Raw genomic sequence first — 21,948 nt, forward strand, 5'->3', positions numbered from 1 at the left:
TGGCCGGAACGAGATGGCCGTCACCGGCGCCGGCGATCCCGTCGTCCATTGCGGTTGGGCGCCGGGTGAAGCGCGTGGGGGATTCGCCAAGCGCCGCTGCGCCTGCTAACGGAGCCGCGAACGACAATCCTTCGGATTTCCCGCTATCATGAACGACCGCCCCACCGGCCGCCCCGACCGGCGCACCTTCGCGATCATCTCGCACCCCGACGCCGGCAAGACCACGTTGACCGAAAAGCTGCTGATGACCGGTGGCGCGATCCATCTGGCGGGCGAGGTGAAGGCGCGCGGGGCGACGCGGCGCGCGCGTTCGGACTGGATGAAGATCGAGCAGCAGCGCGGCATTTCCGTCACCAGCTCGGTCATGACGTTCGAATATGACGGGCTGACCTTCAACCTGCTCGACACGCCGGGCCACGAGGATTTTTCCGAGGACACCTATCGGACGCTGACGGCCGTCGACAGCGCGGTGATGGTGATCGACGCCGCCAAGGGCATCGAGGCGCAGACGCGCAAGCTGTTCGAGGTGTGCCGGCTGCGCTCCGTGCCGATCATCACCTTCGTCAACAAGGTGGATCGCGAGGGACGGGAGCCCTTTGCCCTGCTGGACGAGATCGCCGACCAGCTGGCGCTGGACGTCTGCCCGATGATCTGGCCGGTGGGCATGGGGGGCACGTTCGAGGGCCTGTATGATCTCGCCGGGCATCGCCTGCTGCCGGCGGCGGGCGGGAGCGTGCAGGTGGCGGGGCTCGACGATCCCAGGCTGGATGAGCTTGTCTCCGCGGACGCCCTGGCGAAGCTGCGCGAGGAAGCGGAGCTGGCGGGGGCGGGCTATGCCGACTTCGACCTCGCGGCCTATCGGCACGGCGATCTGACGCCGGTCTATTTCGGATCGGCGCTGCGCGATTTCGGCGTGCCGGAGCTGATCGATGCGCTGCGCGATCTGGCGCCGAGCCCGCGCCCGCAACCGGCCGCGCCCGCGCCGGTGGACCCGGACGATCCCGCCGTGGCGGGCTTCATCTTCAAGGTGCAGGCGAACATGAACCCGCAGCATCGCGACCGCGTGGCCTTCATGCGGCTATGTTCCGGCCGGTTCCGGCGCGGCATGAAGCTGAACCAGTCGGGCACGGGCAAGGCGATCGCGGTCCACAGCCCGATCCTGTTCTTCGCGCAGAACCGCGAGGTGGCGGACGAAGCCTGGCCGGGCGACATCATCGGCATCCCCAACCACGGCACTCTGCGCGTGGGCGATACGCTGACCGAGGTGGCGGGCGCGGCGAGCTTCACCGGCCTGCCCAATTTCGCGCCGGAAATATTGCGCCGCGTGCAGCTGGCCGATCCGACCAAGACCAAGCAGCTCCGCAAGGCGCTGGACGACCTTTCGGAGGAAGGCGTGATCCAGGTGTTCCACCCGGCGATCGGATCGCAGATGATCGTGGGCGTGGTGGGGCAACTGCAGCTCGAGGTGCTGATATCGCGGCTGCAGCACGAATATAAGGTGGATGCGAAGCTCGATGCCTCGCCCTGGGATACGGCCCGCTGGCTGAGCGCGGACAATGAGGGCGACATCAAGGATTTCGCGGCCAACCATCGCAACGCCATGGCCAGCGACCGCGACGGGCAGCCCGTGTTCATGGCCAAGGATGCGTGGGAGCTGAACTATGTGATGCAGCGCCATCCCACGCTGCGCTTTTCCGCCACGAAGGAGCGTGCCTGACGCTCGCGCCGGGGAGGCTTGCTTCCCCCTCTTCTTCCGCCCGCCGGGAAACCGCTCTAGACAGGAGTCGGAGAGGATGAGGCGGGAGAGGGCGATGGACGGGCGAAGCCCGACGGACGATGCGCCTCGGGCTGGCGCCCACGCATGACCATGCGGTTCGACCTGCTGATCGTCGGCGGCGGGATCAACGGCGTGGGCATCGCCCGCGATGCCGCCGGCAGGGGCGTGAAGACCCTGCTGGTCGAGCAGGACGACCTGGCGGCGCATACCTCGTCCGCCAGCACCAAGCTGATCCATGGCGGCCTGCGCTATCTGGAATATCTCGAATTCCGGCTCGTCCGGGAGTCGTTGATCGAGCGGGAGAAATTGCTGCGGATCGCGCCGCATATCATCCATCCGCTGCGGTTCGTGATGCCCATGGGACAGAGCGGCCGGCCGGGCTGGATGGTGCGGCTGGGCCTGTTCCTCTACGATCATCTGGGCGGGCGCGGGATATTGCCCGGATCGGCGGCGGTGAGGCTGGCCGGCGATGGCCTGGCCGGCGATGGCCTGGCCGGCGATGGGCTGGGCGCGGGGCTGAGGCCGGGCGTGACGCGCGGCTTCGCTTATTCCGATTGCCGGGTGGATGACTCCAGGCTGACGGTGCTGAACGCGATGGATGCCGTCGCGCGCGGCGCGGATATCCGCACGCGGACGCGCTTTATCGGGGCCAAGCGCGACGGCGATGCCTGGACGGTATCCATCGAGGATGGGCCGAGTGGACGGCGGAGCGAGGTGCGCGCGGCCAATATCGCCAACGCCGCCGGGCCGTGGGTCGGCGGTGTGCTGGGCGCGATCGAGGGGGCCCGCGCCGAGCGGCCGCCCCGGCTGGTGAAGGGCAGCCATATCGTGGTGCCGCGCCTGTTCGCGGGCGACCATGCCTATATCCTGCAGAATCCGGACGGGCGGATCATGTTCGCCATTCCCTATGAGCGGGATTTCACGCTGATCGGCACGACCGACGCCGCGGTATCGGGCGATCCCGCCGCCGCGCGGATCGAGGCGGAGGAGGTGGCTTATCTTTGCGAGGGCGTGAACCGCTGGTTCGCGAAGGGGATCGGGCCTGCGGACGTGATCTGGCGATATAGCGGCGTGCGGCCGCTCTATGACGACGGATCGGCCAGCGCATCGGCGGTGACGCGCGATTATGTGCTGAAGCTGGGCATGGCGGAGGGACCGCAATTGCTGTCGGTATTCGGAGGCAAGCTGACCACCTATCGCCGGCTGGCCGAGCATGCGCTGGAGAAGCTGGCGCCGTTCCTGCCGATGCGGCGCGGCGCCTGGACCGATGGCGAGGCCTTGCCCGGCGGCGACCTGCCCGATGGAGATTTTGCCGCCTTCGTGGCGGAGGCGCGCCGCCGCTGGCCTTTCCTGCCGCCGGAGACGGCCGAGCGCATGGCCGGGGCATATGGCACGCGGATGGCGATGATCCTGGGAGATGCCCGATCGCTGGACGATCTGGGGGAGGCGTTCGGCGGGGGGCTGAGCGAAAGCGAGCTTGCCTATTTGATCGACCATGAATTCGCGCGGACGGCAGAGGACATAGCGTGGCGCCGGTCCAAGCTGGGACTGCGGATGACCGAGGGGGATATCGCCCGGATCGCGGGGCGGCTGGCGCAAGGGAAGATGGAGGCCGCCCGTGGCTGAGCCGCGCCATATCCTGGCGATCGACCAGGGAACGACATCGACGCGCAGCATCGTCTTCGATGCCGAGGCCCGCGTGGTGGCGACCGCCCAGCACGAGTTCGCGCAGCATTATCCGGCGCAGGGCTGGGTGGAGCATGAGCCCGAGGATATCTGGCGCGACGTGCTGGCCACGGCGCGGGAGGCGATTGCCGATGCCGGGCTGACGGCGGCCGGGATTGCGGCGATCGGCATCACCAACCAGCGCGAGACGACGCTGCTGTGGGACCGGGCGACGGGCGAGCCGCTGCACCGCGCCATCGTGTGGCAGGACCGGCGGACGGCGGATGCCTGCGAGCGGCTGAAGAAAGCGGGCCATGAGGCGCTGGTGCGGGCGCGGACGGGATTGCTGATCGATCCCTATTTTTCGGCGACCAAGCTCGCCTGGCTGCTGGACCATGTGGAAGGCGCACGGGAACGGGCGGAGCGCGGGGAACTGGCCTTCGGCACGGTCGACAGTTTCCTGCTGTGGCGGATGACGGGCGGGCGGGTGCATGCGACCGATGCCACCAATGCCAGCCGGACCATGCTGTTCGACATCCACCGGCAGGAATGGAGCCGCGAACTGATCGCGCTGTTCGCCATTCCCGCATCGCTGCTGCCCGAGGTGCGGGACAGCAGCGAGATAGTGGGCCATTGCGATGCCGGGCTGTTCGGCGCGCCGATCCCGATCGCGGGCATGGCGGGGGACCAGCAGGCCGCGCTGGTGGGGCAGGGATGCTGCGATCCGGGCAGCGCCAAGGCGACCTATGGCACGGGCTGCTTCATGCTGCTGAATACGGGCGAGCGGCCGGTCGCCTCGGTCAACAGGCTGCTGACGACCACGGCCTACCGCATCAATGGCGAGACGAGCTATGCCGTCGAGGGTTCGATCTTCGTCGCGGGTGCCGCGATCAAATGGCTGCGCGACGGATTGGGCCTGATCACGCATGCTTCGCAGACGGACGACATGGCGACGCGGGTGGAGGATAATGGCGGCGTCTATATGGTGCCGGCCTTCGTGGGGCTGGGCGCGCCGCATTGGGACGCGCATGCACGCGGCCTGATCTGCGGGCTGACGCTTGGCACGTCCGCCGCCCATGTCGCGCGGGCGGCGCTGGAATCGGTGGGTTATCAGACGGCGGACCTCATCACTGCCATGATCGACGACGGCGCCGCCAAGCCCGCCTTGCTGCGCGTGGACGGTGGGATGTCCGCGAATGACTGGCTGTGCCAGTTCCTGGCCGACATCCTGGAGCTGCCGGTCGAACGGCCGGCCAATCTGGAAACGACGGCGCTGGGCGCGGCATTCCTGGCGGGCATGGCGGTGGGGCTGTGGGATGGCCGGGCCGGCGTGGCGGCGCTGACCCGACAGGCGGCGCGGTTCGAGCCCGCCGGCGATCCCGATACGCGCGCCGCCCTGTTGGCGGGCTGGCGGCAGGCGCTGGCGCGGGCGTTGGGGAGACAGGTTTCAGAATGATGGCCGGGAGGGCCGGAAGGCTGGAAGGGGCGTTGCTTTGAGCCCTCTCCCGCTTTCGCGGGAGAGGGTTGGGTGAGGGTCTTCCTTCTTCTAATCTGCGCGCATGTATCCGGTCAGGCGCCAGATCAGCCCCCATGCCGCGCGCCTTCGCCGCGACATGACCGACGTCGAACGCAAGCTTTGGCTGGCCGTGCGGAATCGCCGGCTGAACGGGTTCAAGTTTCGCCGACAGGCGACGGTCGGCCCCTTCATCGTCGATTTTTTGTGCATCGAAGCGTGGCTTATCGTCGAACTCGATGGCGGACAGCATGGAGAAGCAGCCGATGCACCCCGCACCGCTTATCTTGAAGCGCGGGGATTCCGTGTCCTTCGGTTCTGGAACAATGATGTCATCGAAAGTTTCGACGGCGTTCTGGAACGTATCGGCCACGCGCTGGCCAGCCGTTGAGCACCAAGGAAGAAGACCCTCACCCAACCCTCTCCCGCGAAGGCGGGAGAGGGCTTAAGGATACCGCCACATCTGTGAGCCTGCACGGGCCGATGGATTTGTCCACGCGCTCCGCCACCCATCCCGCGACCCCGAACGCGCCGGCAACTTTACCCGGCGGCGGATCGTCCCTATGTCGCGGGCCATGTCCGCACCTGTCCTCGCTTTCGAAGATCTCGGCCTCGTCCAGGGTTCGGGGTGGCTGTTCCGCCATCTCGACATCTATATCCAGCAGCGCGACCGGCTTGCGCTGATCGGGCGCAACGGCGCGGGCAAGACGACCCTGCTGAAGCTTCTGGCCGGCGCGATCGAGCCCGATGAGGGGCGGCGGACGGTGGTGCCCGGCACCCGCGTGATCCTGCTGGAGCAGGAGCCTTCCATGGCGGGCCATGCGACGCTGCGCGACTTCGCGCTGGCCGGCAACAGTGCCGCCGCGCATGAGGTGGAGGCGATCGCCGACCAGATCGGCATCGATCTTTCGCGCGAGGCGGCCACCGCATCGGGCGGCGAGCGGCGGCGGGCGGCCATCGCCCGCGCGCTGGCGCAGGAGCCGGACGTGCTGCTGCTGGACGAGCCGACCAACCATCTGGACATCGCCGCGATCGACTGGCTGGAGCAATGGCTGGGCCGTTATAATGGCGCGTTCGTCGCGATCAGCCACGACCGGACCTTCCTGACCCGGCTGACCCGCCAGACATTGTGGCTGGACAGGGGGGCGATCCGCCGGGCCGAGATCGGCTTCGGCGGGTTCGAGGCGTGGACCGAGAAGGTCTATGAGGAGGAGGCGCGCAACGCCCAGCGGCTGGATGCGCGGCTGAAGATCGAGGAGCATTGGCTGCAGCGCGGCGTCACCGGGCGGCGGCGGCGCAACCAGGGGCGGCTGGCCCAGTTGAAGGAGATGCGCGCGCAGCGGGCGGCGATGATCGGCCCGCAGGGCGCCGCCAACCTTGCCGTCGCCAGCGACGACAGCAAGACCAAGGTGGTGATCGACGCCGAGCATGTCACCAAGCGTTTCGGCGATCGCGAGGTCATCAAGGATCTGAGCTTCCGCATCACGCGCCGCGACCGGATCGGCGTGGTGGGCGCCAATGGCGCCGGCAAGACGACGCTGCTGAAGCTGCTGACCGGCGAGCTGGCGCCGGACGAGGGCACGGTGAAGCTGGCGAAGACGCTGGACGGCATCGTCATCGACCAGCAGCGCAGCCTGATGGCGCCCGACAAGCGCGTGCGCGACGTGCTGGCCGACGGCGGCGACTGGGTGACGGTGCTGGGCGAGAAGAAGCACGTCCACGGATATCTGAAGGAATTCCTGTTCGATCCCTCGCTGGCGGATGCCCGGATCGGCACGCTTTCCGGCGGCGAGCGTTCGCGCCTGCTGCTGGCGCGGGAATTCGCCCGCCATTCCAACCTGCTGGTGCTGGACGAGCCGACCAACGACCTCGACCTCGAGACGCTGGACCTGCTGCAGGAGGTGATCGCCGATTATGAAGGCACGGTGCTGATCGTCAGCCACGATCGCGACTTCCTCGATCGCACGGTGACGGTGACGCTGGGCCTCGACGGATCGGGCAAGGTGGATATCGTTGCCGGCGGCTATGAGGATTGGGAACGGCAGCGGGCGCCCAGGGTAGAGGCGCGGCGACCCTCTGCTCCCAAAGCGGATGCGCTGCCGCCGCGTGAAAAGACGCGCACCAAGCTCAGCTACAAGGACCAGCGCGATTACGACAATCTGCCGGCCGAGATCGAGAAGATCGAGGCGGCGATCGCGCGGGACGAGGCGACGCTGGCCGATCCCGATCTCTATGCCAGGAACCCCGCGCGCTTCGCGGAGCTGACCAGGGCGATCGAGGCGGCCCGCCAGCGCAAGGAGGAAGCGGAGCTGCGCTGGCTGGAACTGGCCGAGATGGCCGAGGCGCTGGGCTGATCGCGGCGGCCGGGTTCGCGCGCATCGCGCAGACCGCGCTGGAAGTATCTGGGGCACATATCTTCTTCCCTTGAGGGCATCTCGTGCTAGGCTCGGTCGAGCGGCACGGGGTTCCACGGCGGGAGTAGCGTGTGCGGATCGACAGCGATGCTCCGTGGCACGGCCTGGAAGGGAATGACGTGCTCGCCAGGCTCGCCGCCGATGGCGCCGGGCTCGACGAGGATGAGGCCCGGCGGCGGCTGGAAAGCCATGGCCCCAATCGCCTGCTGGAACCGGCGCGCGCTTCCGCCATTACCCGCTTCGTCGCCCAGTTCCGCAGCGCGCTCATCTATTTCCTGCTGGCCGGAGCGGCGGCGGCGGCCGCGCTGGGGCATCTGGTGGATGCCTTCGTCATCATCGTGGTGGTGCTGGTCAACGCGATCGTCGGCTTCATGCAGGAGGGCAAGGCGGAGCAGGCGCTGGGCGCGATCCGCGACCTCATCACGCCCCATGCGACCGTGCTGCGAAGCGGGCATCGGCGGTCGGTGGACGCGGCCAGCATCGTGCCGGGCGATATCGTGCTGCTGGAGCCGGGAGACAGGGTGCCGGCCGACATGCGGCTGCTGCGCGTGCGCGGCCTCACCATCGACGAGGCGCTGCTGACCGGCGAATCCGTGACGGCGGACAAGCATGAGGCGCCCGTGGCGCCGGATGCGGCGATCGGCGATCGGGCGGACATGGCCTTTTCGGGCACGCTGGTCGCCACCGGGCAGGCGACGGGCGTTGTGACGGCGACGGGGCAGGGCACGCAGATCGGGCGGATCAGCCAGCTTCTCCAGGACGTGGAGCCGATGACGACGCCGCTGCTGCGGCAGATCAACGATTTCGGCCGGCGCTTTACCTGGGTTGTGATGGCGGGCGCGGCGCTGCTGTTCGCCTTTGCGGTGCTGGTCCGCAATTTCGACTGGGCCGATGCCTTGATCGCCGTGGTGGCGCTGGCGGTGGGCATCGTCCCGGAAGGGCTGCCCGCGGTGATCACCATCACGCTCGCCATCGGCGTGCAGCGCATGGCCGCGCGCAACGCCGTGATCCGCAAGCTGCCGGCGGTGGAGACGCTGGGCGCCACATCGGTGATCTGCACCGACAAGACCGGCACCCTGACCCGCAACGAGATGACGGTGCGGCACCTGCTGATCGACGGGCATTCCCTGCATGTGAGCGGCGCCGGCTATGCGCCCGAAGGCAGCCTGACCGCCGATGGCGGCGATGACGATGCCGCCGCCGTCGCGGCCGCCAGCCGGATCATCGAATGCGGCCTGCTGTGCAACGATGCCGCGCTCGATCTTCGTGACGGCGAATGGCGGGTCGAAGGCGATCCCATGGAAGGCGCGCTGGTCGCGCTGGCGATGAAAGCGGGGTTGAGCCCCGACAATCTGCGCGGCCAATGGCCCCGGCTGGACGAGATACCGTTCGACGCCGCCTATCGCTTCATGGCGACCCTGCATCGCGCGCCCACGGGCGAGGTAGTGGCGTTCATAAAGGGCGCGCCGGAGGCGGTGATGACGAAGGCCGGCATCCGGGAGGCCGGCTGGGACGGCCGGATGGCGGCCGCCGCCGATCTCGGCGAACGCGTGCTGGGCTTCGCCCTCAAGCGCTTTTCGACGCCGCCCGACCGGCTGGGTTTCGGCGACCTCGAGGGCGGCGTGGAATTTCTCGGCCTGATGGGCTTCATCGATCCACCGCGCGAGGAAGCGGTGGCGGCGATCGCGGAATGCCGGTCCGCCGGGATCGCGGTGAAGATGATCACCGGCGACCATGCCGCGACCGCGCTCGCCATCGCGCGGCAGATCGCGCTGGCCGACGATCCCAGGGCGATGACCGGCGCCGAGCTGGACGGCCTGTCCGATGCGGATCTGGCGGCGATCGTCGGGGACATATCCGTCTTCGCCCGCACCAGCCCGGAACATAAGCTGCGCATCGTCCGCGCGCTCCAGTCCGACGGCGCGATCGTGGCGATGACGGGCGACGGCGTGAACGATGCGCCCTCGCTCAAGCAGGCCGACGTCGGCACGGCGATGGGCCGCAAGGGCACGGAGGCCGCCAAGGAGGCGGCGCAGATGGTGCTGCTGGACGACAATTTCGCCTCGATCGTCGCCGCCGTGCATGAAGGGCGCACGGTCTATGACAATATCCGCAAGGTGATTTCGTGGACGATTCCCACCAATGGCGGCGAGACGCTGACGGTGGTGCTGGCGATCCTGGCCGGGTTCGCCATGCCGCTTTCGGCGACGCAGATATTGTGGATCAACCTGGTGCTGGCGGGCACGCTGGGGCTGGTGCTTGCCTTCGAGCCATCGGAGCCCGGCGTGATGCGGCGCCCGCCCAGGCCGTCCGGCGCGCCGCTGCTGACGCCGTTCCTGCTGTGGCGGGTGCTGATCGTATCGATCTTGCTGGCGGCGGCTTCCCTCGGCTTCTATTTCCACGCCCTGGGCCAGGGACGGGACCTGGAGACGGCCCGGACGATCGTGGTCAACTTCATGATCGTGGCCGAGATATTCTACCTCTTCAACGTGCGTTACCTGCACATGCGATCGCTGACCTGGCGGGGCGCGCTGGGGACGCCGGCAGTGCTGGGCGCGATCGCGGTGGTGGTGATCGCCCAGATCGCCTTCACCTACGCGCCCTTCATGCACGGGCTGTTCCACAGCCGGCCGCTGCCGGTTCGCGACGGCATCGCCATCATCGCGGCGGGATTCGGCTTGATGCTGGTGCTGGAAGGCGAGAAGCTGCTGATGCGCCGCCTCGGCTGGTTCGAGGAATTGCGGGCATGACCGGCGCGCCGCCACGACGCATCCTCATCCTGAACGACAGGGAGTAGAACCTTGGACGAACCAGTGGTCGCCGCGCCGAAGCGCATCATGCTCGCCACCGATCTGAGCTGCCGCTGCGATCGCGCGCTCGATCGCGCCAGGCGGCTCGCCCGCGACTGGAAGGCGACGCTGGTTCTCGTCCATGTGATGGAGCCGGGCCTCGCCGATCGAATCCGGACGGAGCCGGACGTGCCGTCATGGCGCCGCACCGGCGATCCGGCGACGAAGATGCGGCACCAGATTTGGCGCGACCTTGCCGGCGACATGGCCGATGTCGACGTGCGGGTGGTGGAGGGCGAGGCGGCGGAGCAGCTTCTCGCCGTGGCGGCCGAGGAGAGATGCGACCTCATCGTCACCGGCGTGGCGCGCGACGGCATATTGGGGCCGATGGTGCTGGGCACGACCGTGAACAAGCTGGTCCGCCATGCCGAGGTGCCGGTGCTGATCGTGCGGAACCGGGTGAACCGGCCCTACGGCAAGATCGTGGTCGGCACGGATTTTTCGGACAGCTCGGCCCGCGCGCTGACGACGGCGGCCAAATGGTTTCCCACCGCCGAATATGTGCTGTTCCACGGATATGACATCCCGTTCGACGACCTGCTGGACAAGGATGAATTCGGCCGGCAGCTCGCGGCGATGGAGGAGCGGTGCAAGGCCGATTTCCTCGCCAAGACGCCGCTGGACGATGCCGTGCGGGAGCGCGTCCACCTGTTGATTGAACATGGCAATCCCGAACGGCTGCTGTGGGATTATGTCACCGATCAGGAGGCCGACCTCACCGTGATCGGCAGCCATGGGCGCAGCGCATTCTTCGACGTGCTGATCGGCAGCATGACCAAGCGGTTGCTGGAATCCGCGCAGGGCGACACGCTGGTCGTCCGCAGGCCCCGGACGCGCTGAACCTTCCACGGAGGAAAAGACATGGCATTCCGCAACATATTGCTGCCGCTGGACGTGAACGATCTGGCCAACGCGGATCGCGCGCTTCAGGATGCCCGCTTTCTGGCCGAAGCAGCCGGCGCGACGGTGCACCTGCTGCACGTCCGGCTCTATCTGCCGCTGTCCTACGTCGATTTCCTCCCTTCCAGCTTCGACCAGGAGGAAAAGGAGAGCTGCATGGAGCAGTTGCGGGCGTGGAAGGCGAGCCTGGGCCTGCCGGAGGACCGCGTTACGATCACCCTGCGGCGCGGACCGGTGCCGGCGGAGGTGCTGGACGAAGCGGCGCAGCGGGAGGCCGACCTCATCATCATCGGATCGCGCCAGCCTTCGATGTCGACGCGGCTGCTGGGATCGAACGCCTCCTCCATCATCCGCGACGCCAAGATCAGCGTGCTGGTGACACGGCGGCAGGATCAGCGCGAAACGGCCTAGAGCCGGTGTGGCGGAAGCGGAGGAGGGCGTGATGGCGATCAACACCATTCTCACGCATTTGCCGACGATGCTGCAGCCGGACCCGTCGCGCACGGTGATCCGCCCCTTCTACGCCGAAGACCCTGCCCAGTTCGCGATCGACGGGTGCCCCCGGCCGCAGCGGATCGTCGATCGCGTGCTGAACCTTCCGGCGGACCGGGCGCGCATGATGGTGGATATGATGGTTCCCGCCATGGCGAGCCGCCATCCCAATGCCGAAAAATTCTTCCTGCGGCGATTTGAGGAAGTGCGCGGCGAACTGAGCGAAGGACCGGTGAGCCGGGAACAGGCGCTGCTTATCGGCGCCTATTTCAGCCAGGAATATGCCTTCGAATCCGCCGCTTTGTTCAATCCCAGCATCGTCGCCCATCCGCTGGAGGATGCCGCGCGGCTCGGTTGCCTGCGCTTCGTGATGTCGCTCCGCGGGATCGGCGAAGGGCATATATCGTCCGTCACCTTCCGCACCGGCACCTGGGACACGGTGGCAAACCAGGTGACGGTGGACCCGGCCAGCGCGCATGGCGTGCCGCCGCGCATCGAGGAGGTGGAGGAAGACGGGCGCACGATCCGCCTTTCCTGCCCGGAAAGCACCAATATCAGCGAATCCGTGGTCTTCCCCGTTACGCCCAGCCAGCGCCAGGGCGTGGAGGATCTGCGCATGGTGCTGTTCGTCGAGGAGGATGGATCGCGCAACCTGCTGGGCACCTACACCGCCTTCAGCGGCGCCGAGGTTCGATCCGAGATGCTGCGCGCCCTGGACTTCAGGACCTACGAGCTGCGCCCGCTGGAAGGCGATGTCGTGCGGAACAAGGGCATGGCGCTGTTTCCGCGCCGGATCGACGGCCACTACATGATGCTCGGGCGGCAGGATAATGAGAATATCTGGCTGCTTGCCTCGGACGATCTCTATCGCTGGGATGGCGGGCAGAAGATCGTCACGCCCAGATATTCCTGGGAATTCGTGCAGCTTGGCAATTGCGGCTCCCCGATCGAGATCGAGGAGGGCTGGCTGGTGCTGACCCACGGCGTGGGCATGATGCGGGGCTATTGCATCGGCGCCTGCCTGCTGGACAAGGCCGATCCGTCGCGCGTGCTGGGCAGGACGGATCGGCCGATCGTCTATCCCGATCCGGCGGAGCGGGGCGGCTATGTGCCCAATGTCGTCTATAGCTGCGGCGCGCTGGTCCACAATCGCATGCTGCTGCTGCCTTATGGCGTGGCGGATACCTACACGACCTTCGCGACCGGATCGGTGGATGCGGTGCTGGCCGCGATGTCGTGAAGCCCTCTATCGGACAGCCTTCTATCGGACGATGGCGATGCCGAAGCGGAGGCGCGTCATGCTCTTGCGGTAATCGAGCAGATTTTCGCCATAGCCGGCGAAAGCCTGACCGAAGAGATAGATGTTGAGGCTGGATTCGAAGATGCGGTCCAGCGGGTAGCTTAGCTCCGCATCGATCGCGCCCTTGCCCGATCCGAAGTTGAAGCGGCTGTTGGTGGTGAGGCGGAAGCCCTCATCCTCGCCGATTTCCGCGAACAGGCCGGTATTGCCGCGATAGCGCTTGATATCGGGATTGTCCTCCAGGCTGGCGATATAGACCCACAGCCGCGGCCCCACCGATATCGTGTAGCGGCCGGCATACATGGTCGCGACCGGCTGGACGTAGAGCATGTTGATGCTGCGGGAATCGAGCCCGTCGCGGCCATTCGATTCATGGCGGTAGCCCGCCTGGCCGCCCAGCGCGAAGCCCTTGCCCACGGGCGTGGCCGGGACGAGGTAGAAAAGCTCCGGCATGAAATCGATATTGTGGAAGGGCGAGGATTTGGCATCCAGATCCCAGAACATGCGCTGGGTATAGGCGAAATGGACGCCGTTGATCGCGGGCTCGCCCTTGCCCACGGCGCCCGGTTCCCCGAAAAGCTGATATTTGAAGCTGATCTGCAGGCGCCCGTCGCTGTTGGTGCCGGGGCCATAGGCCGCATAGATCGGCGCATAGCTGGAGAGATTGCCGAGGAAGGCATTGCCCTGATCGGGCTTGGCCGATGGCGGGGCCTCCACGGGCGAGGCCGGCACGGGGCGGGGCGGGCGGGGGGCCGGGACGCCCGGATCGTCGTTTTGCGCCAGCGCCTCGCGCCGTTCCCCGGCATCGCGCGGCGGAAGCCGGAAGGCATATCCTTCGGCGTCCGGGCCGGGGCGCAGCGTCAGCACGGCATCGCGGCGGGGCGTTCCCACGGGAAGGCGCAGCGCATAGCGCGCCTCGGCGAAGCCGCGTGCCGGCACCTCCTGTTCCGCGACGGGATCGATCCGGTCGAGAACCACCGGAATGGTGCGACCGGCGACCTTCAGCTCCGCCTCCAGCCTTTCCGGCCGGGCCACGCGCGCGGGTGCCGCGTCCGGGTTGAGCGTGACGATGCCGACGATCAGGCCATCGCCGTCGGGCGCGGGCGTGATCGCCCCGACGAGATCGCGCGGCTCCGCCTGGGCCATGGCAGGCGCGGCGAAAATCGCGGCGGCGCAGAGCCATGGGCGCAAGCGCGGGCGGTGGCATGATGGGCGGGAAGGGGGCATCGGGCGTGTCGGTTCCTAGGCCATGGTAACGATCGTCTTGCGGAAACGGGCCAGCGCGATGCCGAAGAACAGCCCGCCTATCACCATGATCGCAAGGAATTGTGGCCATACGACAGCAAGGCCGGCACCGCGATAGAGGATGGCCTGGGCCAGCTTCACGAAATGGGTGGTGGGGGCGGCCAGCATCACGTTCTGCACGAATTCGGGCATGCTTTCGCGCGGGGTGGTGCCGCCGGACAGCATCTGGAGCGGCAGCATCACCAGGATCAGCAGCAGCCCGAATTGCGGCATCGATCGCGCGACCGTGGCCATGAAGATGCCCATCGATGTGGTGGCGAACAGGTGGAACGCGGTGGCCAGCAGGAACAGCGCGACCGAACCTTCGATCGGCACATGGAGCAGCCCCCGCACGACCACCGTGAGCGAGAAGGCGCAGGCCAGCAGCACGACGAGCCCCATGGCCCAGACCTTGCCGGCCATGATCTCGAACGGGGTGACGGGCATCACCAGCAGATGCTCGATCGTGCCATGTTCCCGCTCGCGGATCAGCGCCGCGCCCGTCAGCACGATGGAAAGCATGGTGACGTTGTTGATCACCTCCATCACCGATCCGAACCAGCTTTGCGCCAGCGTGGGGTTGAAGCGCGCGCGCAGCTCCAGCGCCACCGGCGGCTGCGGATTGGCGCGGTAGCGCTGGATGAATTCGTTCACCTCGTCGTTCACGATCTGCTGGACATAGCCGTTGCCGGTGAAGGCCTGGCTCATCCGCGTCGCATCGACGTTCAGCTGCACCGCCGGCTGGCGGTTGGCGAGCAGATCGCGCTGGAAGCCGGGCGGGATGTTGAGCGCGAAGGTATAGAGGCCCGCATCCATCCCCGGATCGATCTCGTTCTGCGAGATGATGAAGGGCTGGGTGAAATGCGGGGGATAGAAAGCGGCGACGATCCGCTGCGACAAGGGGGACTGATCCTCGTCGACGATCGCGATCGGCGCCTTGTGCAGCGTTTCCGGCATGGCGGTGGCCGCCACGTAGATGCTGAAGGAAAAGGCCCAGGCGATCAGCGCGAGCATCATCGGATCGCGCCAGAGGCTGCGCAGTTCCTTGACGCCCAGCCGGAATATGTTGGCGGCCGCCATGCCTAGCGTTCCTGCTTGCGCAGCAGCACCACGCAGGCGGTCATCAGGACCGGGATCGCCAGCGCCAGCCCCAGCATCTGCGTATGCAGATCGCCGAAGCCCAGCCCCTTGGAAAAGACGCCCCGGCACACGGTTACGAAATGGGCGGTCGGGAAGATGCGGCCGATCAGGGCGCCGGCGCCCTCCAGCGAGGATACCGGGTTGATCAGGCCGGAAAACTGTATGGCCGGCAGCATCGTGCCGATGGCGGTGGCGAAGATCGCGGCGATCTGGCTGCGCATGAACACCGAGAACAGCAGGCCGATCGCGGTGGCCGATATGGTGTAGAGGAAGGCCGCGGCCGTCATCGCCAATATGTTGCCGGTGATGGGCACGCGGAAGATCGCCACCGCCAGGATCACCAGCAGCGCATAGTTGAGCATCGCCAGCGCGACATAGGGAAGCTGCTTGCCGATCAGGAATTCGATCCGGGTGATCGGGGTGACGTAGAAGTTGATGATCGATCCCAGCTCCTTCTCGCGCACCACGCTGAGCGCCGTCAGCATCGCCGGCAGGAGGAGGAGGAGGACGGGGATCACGGCGGGCGCGATCGCCACCAGGCTCTTCACGTCCGGGTTGTAGCGATAGCGGGTCTCGATATCGATCAGCCCGGCGCTTGGCCGCTCGCCCAGTTCCTGCAACGCCATGTCGCCCAGCCATTGGGCGTGCATCGCCTGCATGTAGCCCTGCACCGTTTCCGCGCGCTGCGGCATCGATCCGTCGATCCACGCGGCTATGGCCACCCTGTCGCCCCGGCGCAGATCGCGGGCGAAGCCGGGCGGAATCTCGATCGCGACGCTCAGCTCGCCGGCGCGCATCCGCCGGTCGAGCTGGTCGTAATCGGTGACGGGCGGCCGTTCGACGAAATAGCGCGATCCGGCGAGGTTCAGCGCGTAATTCTGGCTGGTGACCGTGCCGTCGCGATCCAGCACGGCGAAGGACAGGTCCTCCACGTCCATGCTGATGCCATATCCCATGATGAACATCAGGATCACGCTGCCCACCAGCGCCAGCGTCGCCCGGATGGGATCGCGGCGCAGCTCCAGGCTTTCGCGCTGCGAGTAGCTCAGCATCCGCCGGATGCTGAAGCCGCCGATCCTGTCCTCGGGCGCGTGGGCGGCGGGCGGGGCGGATTGGGGGATGGCCTCCTCCGGCACGGCCGCGGCGGCTTCCGCTTCCTCCAGATAACCGATGAAGGCTTCCTCCAGCGTCGCCGCGTGCCGGCTTTCCACGATGCCCCTGGGCGTATCGCTCACCAGCACCTTGCCGGCATGCATCAGCGATATGCGGTCGCAGCGCTCCGCCTCGTTCATGAAGTGGGTGGAGATGAAGATCGTCACCCTGTCCTGCCGGGACAGGTCGATCAGGCTCTGCCAGAACTGGTCCCGCGCGATGGGATCGACGCCGGATGTCGGCTCGTCCAGGATCAGCATCTCCGGCCGGTGGATCAGCGCCACCGCCAGCGACAGCCGCTGCCGCTGGCCGAGCGGCAGGGCATCGGGCAGGGCGTCCAGTATGTCGCTCAGCCCGAACCGGCTCGCCATCTCGTCCACCCGCGCCGGAATCTCGCTTGCCGGAACGCTGAAGAGCTGGGCGTGCAGCACCAGATTCTGCCGCAGGGTAAGCTCGCTGTAGAGCGAGAAAGCCTGGCTCATATAGCCGACGCGGCGGCGGGTGCCGATATCCTGGCTGTCCACCTCCTGCCCGAACAGCCAGGCCTGGCCCTCGGTCGCGGGCAGGAGGCCGGTCAGCATCTTCATCGTCGTCGATTTGCCGCAGCCGTTCGATCCCAGGAAGCCGAAGATCTCGCCGCGCTCGATGCGGAAGTTCACATGATCGACGGCGGTGAAATCGCCGAAGCGCTTGGTGAGGCCCTTGGCCTCGATCGCCACCTCGTCCAGCCCCTCGCCGGTGCGCGGCGGGATGGTGACGGCATGATGGCCCCGGCGCTGCTCCTCCGGCAGCAGTTCGATGAAGGCCTGTTCCAGATTGTCCTTGCCGGTGCGTTCGTAAAGCTCGGCCGCAGTGCCGGTGGCCAGCACGCGGCCGGCATCCATCGCCACCAGCCAGTCGAAACGGGCGGCCTCCTCCATATAGGCGGTGGCGATCAGCACGCTCATGCCCGGCCGGTCGAGCCGGATGCGATCGATCAGGTCCCAGAATTGCGCACGGGAAAGCGGGTCCACGCCCGTGGTGGGTTCGTCCAGCAGCAGGAAATCGGGATCGTGGATCAGTGCGCAGCACAGGCCCAGTTTCTGCTTCATGCCGCCGGAAAGCTTGCCCGCCGGGCGATCGCGGAACCGCGACATGCCGGTGCTGGCGAGCAGATCGACGATCCGTTCCCCCCGCTCCGCCGCATCCTGGCCGAACAGCCGGCCGAAGAATTCCAGATTCTCCGCCACCGAAAGCGTGGGGTAGAGATTCTTGCCCAGCCCCTGCGGCATATAGGCGATGCGCGGGCATATGGCGTTGCGGTGGCGGCCATCGGCCATGTCGCCGCCCAGCACGGTGACGGTGCCGGCCTGGATGATGCGCGATCCGGCGATCAGCGAGAAGAGGCTGGACTTGCCGACCCCGTCCGGCCCGATCAGCGCGACCATGCGCCCCGTCGGAATGTCCAGGTCGATGCCGTCGAGCGCTTTCGTGTCGCCGAAGCGCAGGCTCACCCCGGCCAGGCTTGCGACCGGCGGGTCAGGCGCGGTCGCGGGCGCCGTCATCGGCCGACATTGACCGCGAGATCGGCCGGCCATTCCGCCTTGGGGTCGATCCGCACATAGGCCATGCCGGGAAGGCCGGTCTTCACCTGGTTGATATGCTTCCTCAGCAAGGCGGGATCGATCCGGGCCTTCACCCTGAACATCAGCTTCTGCCGCTCGCTTTCCGTCTCGACCGTCTTGGGCGTGAACTGGGCGACATCGGCGACGAAGGAGACGCGGGCGGGGATCACATATTGGGATGCGGCGTCCAGCACGATCCGCGCCTCGCTGCCCACGCCCACGCGGCCCGCCACCGTTTCGGGCAGGAAGAAGGTCATGTAGACGTCCGTCAGGTTGACGACGTTCAGCACGCGGCCGCCGCCGGCCACCACCTCGCCCGGCTGGGCGACGCGATATTGCACGCGCCCGTCCGTCGGGGCCTTGAGGTCGCTGTCCGTGATGTCGGCTTCCAGCCGGCGGATGGTGGCGCGGGCGGCGTCGACATTGGATCGCGCGCCGATGACCTGCGACTTGGCCGTCAGGATCGCGGCGTCGACCGCCGCAAGCTGCGCGCGCGCCGCCTCCACGGCGGCATGGGCGCCTTCCACCTGGGCCTGATCGTCGTCGCGTTCCTGCACGGCGGTGGCGCCTTCGCGCGCCAGCGTGGTCGATCGGGCGAGCCGCTTGCGCGCGGCGTTCAGCTCCGCCTCGCGCTGGCGGACTACCGCGAAGGCGGAGGCGCGATCGCCCTGGCGCTGGGCCACCTGCGTCTGCGCGACGTCGATCCCGTTCAGGGCCTGCTGCAACTGCGCTTCCGCTTCCGCCTTCTGCGCCTGCAGGACATCGGTATCGATCCGGGCGACGATCTGGCCGGCCTTCACATAATCGCCCTCGTCGACCGCGATCTCCGCCACGCGGCCCGGCGTCTTGGCGGAAATGTCGATCTCGGTCGCCTCGATGCGGCCGTTGCCGCCGACGATCCCTTCGGGAAGGCCGCCGGGGGCCGCCAGCTTCCACAGCAGCCAGGCGGCCAGCAGGATGATGGCAGCGATGCCGCCGCGGATGAGCCAGCGTCGATCGGGCATTTTCATCGGGGCTGATCCTCCTCGACGGAAGGCGATGGGGAAGGCGAGGGCGCGGGGGACGGCGGCGCGAAGGTCGCATCGTCCGCGAAGCCGCCGCCCAGCGCGGCATAGAGCGCGACGCCGCTGGCATAATAGCCGCGGCGAAGCTGGATCAGCGATTGCTGGGTGTCGAACAGGTCGCGCTGGGCGTCGAGCACCTCCAGATAGGCGGACCGGCCGTTGTCGAAGCGCAGCTGCGCCAGCCGCGCGCGCTCGCGGAGCGCCGCCACCATGTCGCGCGTGCTGGCGATCTGGGCGATGAGCTGGCGGCGCTGGACCAGCGCGTCGGAAACGTCGCGGAAGGCCTGCTGGATCACCTGCTCATATTCGGCGACGGCAACGTTGCGCCGGGCTTCGGCGGCATCGAGGCTGGCGGCGTTGCGGCCCGCGTTGAAGATGGGCAGCGTGATCGTCGGGCTGAAATTCCAGGATAGGCTGCCGTCGCCGAACAGGCCGTCCAGCTCGTTGCTGGCGGTGCCGAACGTGCCGGTAAGGTTGATGTTGGGGAAGAAGGCGGCCCGCGCCGCGCCGATATTGGCGTTGGCGGCGCGCAGGCGGTGTTCCGCCGCCACGATATCGGGGCGGTTGATCAGGAGGTCGGACGGCAATCCCGCCGGCAGCTCGCGGTTGCTGTCCGTTTCCGCCAGCCGCAGCGGGCCGGGGCGGAATTCCACGGGATGGCCGACCAGCAGCGCCAGCGCGTTGCGGTTGACCGCCTGGTCCTGGATCAACGCTTCGAGCGCGGTCTTCGCCTGGGCCAGCAGCAGCTGCGCCTGCGTCATCTCCAGCTTCGATCCGGAGCCGACCTCGTAGCGGCGGCGCATGATCCACAGCGATTTGTCGCGCGTCGTCACCGTATCGCGGGCAAGCGCGATCCGTTCCTCATATTCCCGTTCCAGCAGATAGCCGGTCGCCACCTGCGCGATCAGGCTCGTCGCCACGGCGCGGCGCGATTCCTCGGTGGAGAGGAATTGCTGCACGGCCGCTTCCTTCAGGTTGCGCAGCCGCCCCCAGAAATCGATCTCCCAGCCCGCGCTCAGCAGCGCCTGATATTGGCTGGCGGTGACGGGCCGGCCGATCAGCGAGAGGCCGGCCGGCGTGCGTCCGCGATTGCCGGCGGCCACCGCATCGACCTGCGGGTAGAGCGCGCTGCCCTGGATGCGGTAATTGGCGCGCGCTTCCTCCACCCGGCCGGCGGCGATGCGGATATCGCGATTATGGACCAGCGCCTCGCCGATCAGCCCCTGCAATTCGGGATCGCGGAAGAAATCGCGCCAGCCGATCCGGGCGATGCTCCCGTCGGACGCGGAGGTTGTCGAGAAACTGTCCGGCACCGGCAGCGGCGGCTGCACATAAGGCGGGGCAAAGGAGCATCCGGCCAGCAGCAGCAAGCCGAGCGGCGCGAACCTGCCCATCCGCCCGGCGGGCGATGCAGATGTGCCCCGGCGGGGGCCGGGCGCATGGTCGATCGTCAGTCCGTCCGCAACCGATACAGCTCGCGCCATGCCTGCCAGGTCCCCACAGGAGTTTGGCTTTCAACGACTTGGAGACGATAGTTTGTGTTGCGCACCATATCTCATCGGCGGCGCATGTCCAATCGCGGGCAGGGCCGGCGGCCGTCGTGATGGAGGGGCGGCCGCCAAAAAGACGGCGATCGGCATGGCATCGCGCGATCCGCTGGGCTAGGTCGGCGCGGACTCGATTCACGGAAGAGCGAATATGGGACAGGAAACCCGCTTCACCATCACCCCCCACCCGTCGCCCGTCGCGGCGGACGAGCGGGCCGTGCTGCTGGAGAATCCCGGCTTCGGCCGCGTGTTCACCGATCATATGGTCACGGTGAAATGGACGTCCGACAAGGGCTGGCACGACGCGCAGGTAGGCGCGCGCCGGCCCTTCCAGCTCGATCCCGCGGCGGCGGTGCTGCATTATGCCCAGGAAATCTTCGAGGGCATGAAGGCCTATCGGCTGGCGGACGGATCGGTCACGCTGTTCCGGCCGGACGAAAATGCCCGCCGCTTCAATGAATCGGCGGCGCGCATGGCGATGCCGGACGTGCCCGAGGAGCTGTTCCTGGCGGCGATCGAAAGCCTCGTGGAAATCGACCGGGGCTGGATTCCGGGCGGCGAGGGCAGCCTCTACCTGCGCCCCTTCATGTTCGCGAGCGAGCCGTTCCTGGGCGTGCGGCCGGCCTCCGAATATATCTTCTGCGTCATCGCCTGCCCGGTCGGCGCCTATTTCAAGGGCGGCGCCAAGCCGGTGACGCTCTGGGTGTCGGACGATTATACCCGCGCGGCCCCCGGCGGCACCGGCGCGGCCAAGTGCGGCGGCAATTATGCGGCCAGCCTCGTCGCGCAGGCGGAAGCCTCGCGCCATGGCTGCGACCAGGTGGTTTTCCTCGACGCGGCCGAGCATCGCTGGGTCGAGGAGCTGGGTGGCATGAACATCTTCTTCGCGATGGACGACGGCAGCCTGGTGACGCCGCCGCTCGGCACCATCCTGCCGGGGATCACCCGCAAGTCGCTGATCACGCTTGCCCGCGATGCCGGCATCGTCGTGCAGGAACAGCCTTATTCCTTCGATCAGTGGCAGGCGGATGCGGCATCCGGCCGCCTGCGGGAAGCGTTCGCCTGCGGCACCGCCGCCGTGGTCGCCGCGATCGGCGAGGTGCGGCATGCCGGCGGCTCCTTCCTGATCGGCGACGGCGGGACCGGCCCCCTCACCACGCGGCTGCGCGAGGAGCTTGTGGGCATCCAGCGCGGCACCCTGGCCGATACGCGCGGCTGGCTTCGCCGGGCCTGAGGGGCCGCTTGCG

At 67.7% G+C, this 21,948-nt stretch carries 15 protein-coding genes; 10 read left to right on the forward strand and 5 right to left on the reverse strand.

Translation table 11 applies throughout. From position 1 onward, the window contains the following. The first annotated feature begins 148 nt into the window (after positions 1-148). The 9 genes from CV103_RS18255 to CV103_RS18295 all read left to right on the forward strand — a co-directional run bounded on the left by CV103_RS18255 (position 149) and on the right by CV103_RS18295 (position 12,850). Positions 149-1,717, forward strand: coding sequence for a peptide chain release factor 3 (locus CV103_RS18255; protein WP_070933584.1), 1,569 nt, complete (start codon positions 149-151; stop codon positions 1,715-1,717). A gap of 144 nt (positions 1,718-1,861) precedes the next feature. Then, positions 1,862-3,403 carry a glycerol-3-phosphate dehydrogenase gene (gene glpD, locus CV103_RS18260; protein ID WP_107395750.1) on the forward strand — a complete coding sequence of 514 codons (1,542 nt, stop codon included), beginning with the start codon at positions 1,862-1,864 and terminating at the stop codon, positions 3,401-3,403. Beyond that, a complete protein-coding gene (glpK, locus tag CV103_RS18265) occupies positions 3,396-4,898 on the forward strand; it encodes a glycerol kinase GlpK (RefSeq protein WP_107395751.1) in 1,503 nt (500 codons plus the stop codon). The genes glpD and glpK overlap by 8 nt, the downstream gene beginning before the upstream one ends. A gap of 103 nt (positions 4,899-5,001) precedes the next feature. After that, positions 5,002-5,346, forward strand: coding sequence for an endonuclease domain-containing protein (locus CV103_RS18270; protein ID WP_107395752.1), 345 nt, complete (start codon positions 5,002-5,004; stop codon positions 5,344-5,346). Positions 5,347-5,530: 184 nt separating this feature from the next. Further along, a complete protein-coding gene (locus CV103_RS18275) occupies positions 5,531-7,309 on the forward strand; it encodes an ABC-F family ATP-binding cassette domain-containing protein (protein WP_107395889.1) in 1,779 nt (592 codons plus the stop codon). A 131-nt stretch (positions 7,310-7,440) separates the two neighbouring features. Continuing rightward, positions 7,441-10,119, forward strand: a complete 2,679-nt coding sequence (locus tag CV103_RS18280) for an HAD-IC family P-type ATPase (protein WP_107395753.1) — start codon at positions 7,441-7,443, stop codon at positions 10,117-10,119. Positions 10,120-10,170: 51 nt separating this feature from the next. Then, on the forward strand, positions 10,171-11,058 hold the full coding sequence (locus CV103_RS18285; protein ID WP_139181676.1) for a universal stress protein: 888 nt from the start codon (positions 10,171-10,173) through the stop codon (positions 11,056-11,058). A 21-nt stretch (positions 11,059-11,079) separates the two neighbouring features. After that, on the forward strand, positions 11,080-11,529 hold the full coding sequence (locus CV103_RS18290) for a universal stress protein (RefSeq protein ID WP_015460123.1): 450 nt from the start codon (positions 11,080-11,082) through the stop codon (positions 11,527-11,529). A gap of 31 nt (positions 11,530-11,560) precedes the next feature. After that, on the forward strand, positions 11,561-12,850 hold the full coding sequence (locus tag CV103_RS18295; RefSeq protein ID WP_107395890.1) for a glycoside hydrolase family 130 protein: 1,290 nt from the start codon (positions 11,561-11,563) through the stop codon (positions 12,848-12,850). A gap of 21 nt (positions 12,851-12,871) precedes the next feature. On the opposite strand, the gene CV103_RS18300 is transcribed toward CV103_RS18295, so the two are convergent. From CV103_RS18300 to CV103_RS18320, 5 genes are all read right to left on the reverse strand, one after another. Next, positions 12,872-14,056 (reverse strand): phospholipase A, encoded by a 1,185-nt coding sequence (locus CV103_RS18300; protein ID WP_245896941.1) that lies wholly within the window; start codon positions 14,054-14,056, stop codon positions 12,872-12,874. Positions 14,057-14,152: 96 nt separating this feature from the next. Next, a complete protein-coding gene (locus CV103_RS18305) occupies positions 14,153-15,274 on the reverse strand; it encodes an ABC transporter permease (protein ID WP_015460126.1) in 1,122 nt (373 codons plus the stop codon). A 2-nt stretch (positions 15,275-15,276) separates the two neighbouring features. After that, positions 15,277-18,030: a ribosome-associated ATPase/putative transporter RbbA gene (gene rbbA / locus CV103_RS18310; protein WP_107395755.1), complete on the reverse strand. Its 2,754-nt coding sequence runs from the start codon at positions 18,028-18,030 to the stop codon at positions 15,277-15,279. Further along, positions 18,027-19,100 (reverse strand): HlyD family secretion protein, encoded by a 1,074-nt coding sequence (locus CV103_RS18315; protein ID WP_015460128.1) that lies wholly within the window; start codon positions 19,098-19,100, stop codon positions 18,027-18,029. Before CV103_RS18315 ends, rbbA begins: the two co-directional genes overlap by 4 nt. Continuing rightward, a complete protein-coding gene (locus CV103_RS18320; RefSeq protein WP_245896942.1) occupies positions 19,097-20,638 on the reverse strand; it encodes an efflux transporter outer membrane subunit in 1,542 nt (513 codons plus the stop codon). Before CV103_RS18320 ends, CV103_RS18315 begins: the two co-directional genes overlap by 4 nt. Before the next feature lie 214 nt (positions 20,639-20,852). On the opposite strand from CV103_RS18320, the gene CV103_RS18325 reads away from it, so the two are divergent. Next, on the forward strand, positions 20,853-21,935 hold the full coding sequence (locus CV103_RS18325) for a branched-chain amino acid aminotransferase (RefSeq protein ID WP_015460130.1): 1,083 nt from the start codon (positions 20,853-20,855) through the stop codon (positions 21,933-21,935). Positions 21,936-21,948 lie beyond the last annotated feature (13 nt).

The organism is Edaphosphingomonas fennica, assembly GCF_003034225.1.
Taxonomy (GTDB): domain Bacteria; phylum Pseudomonadota; class Alphaproteobacteria; order Sphingomonadales; family Sphingomonadaceae; genus Sphingomonas_E; species Sphingomonas_E fennica.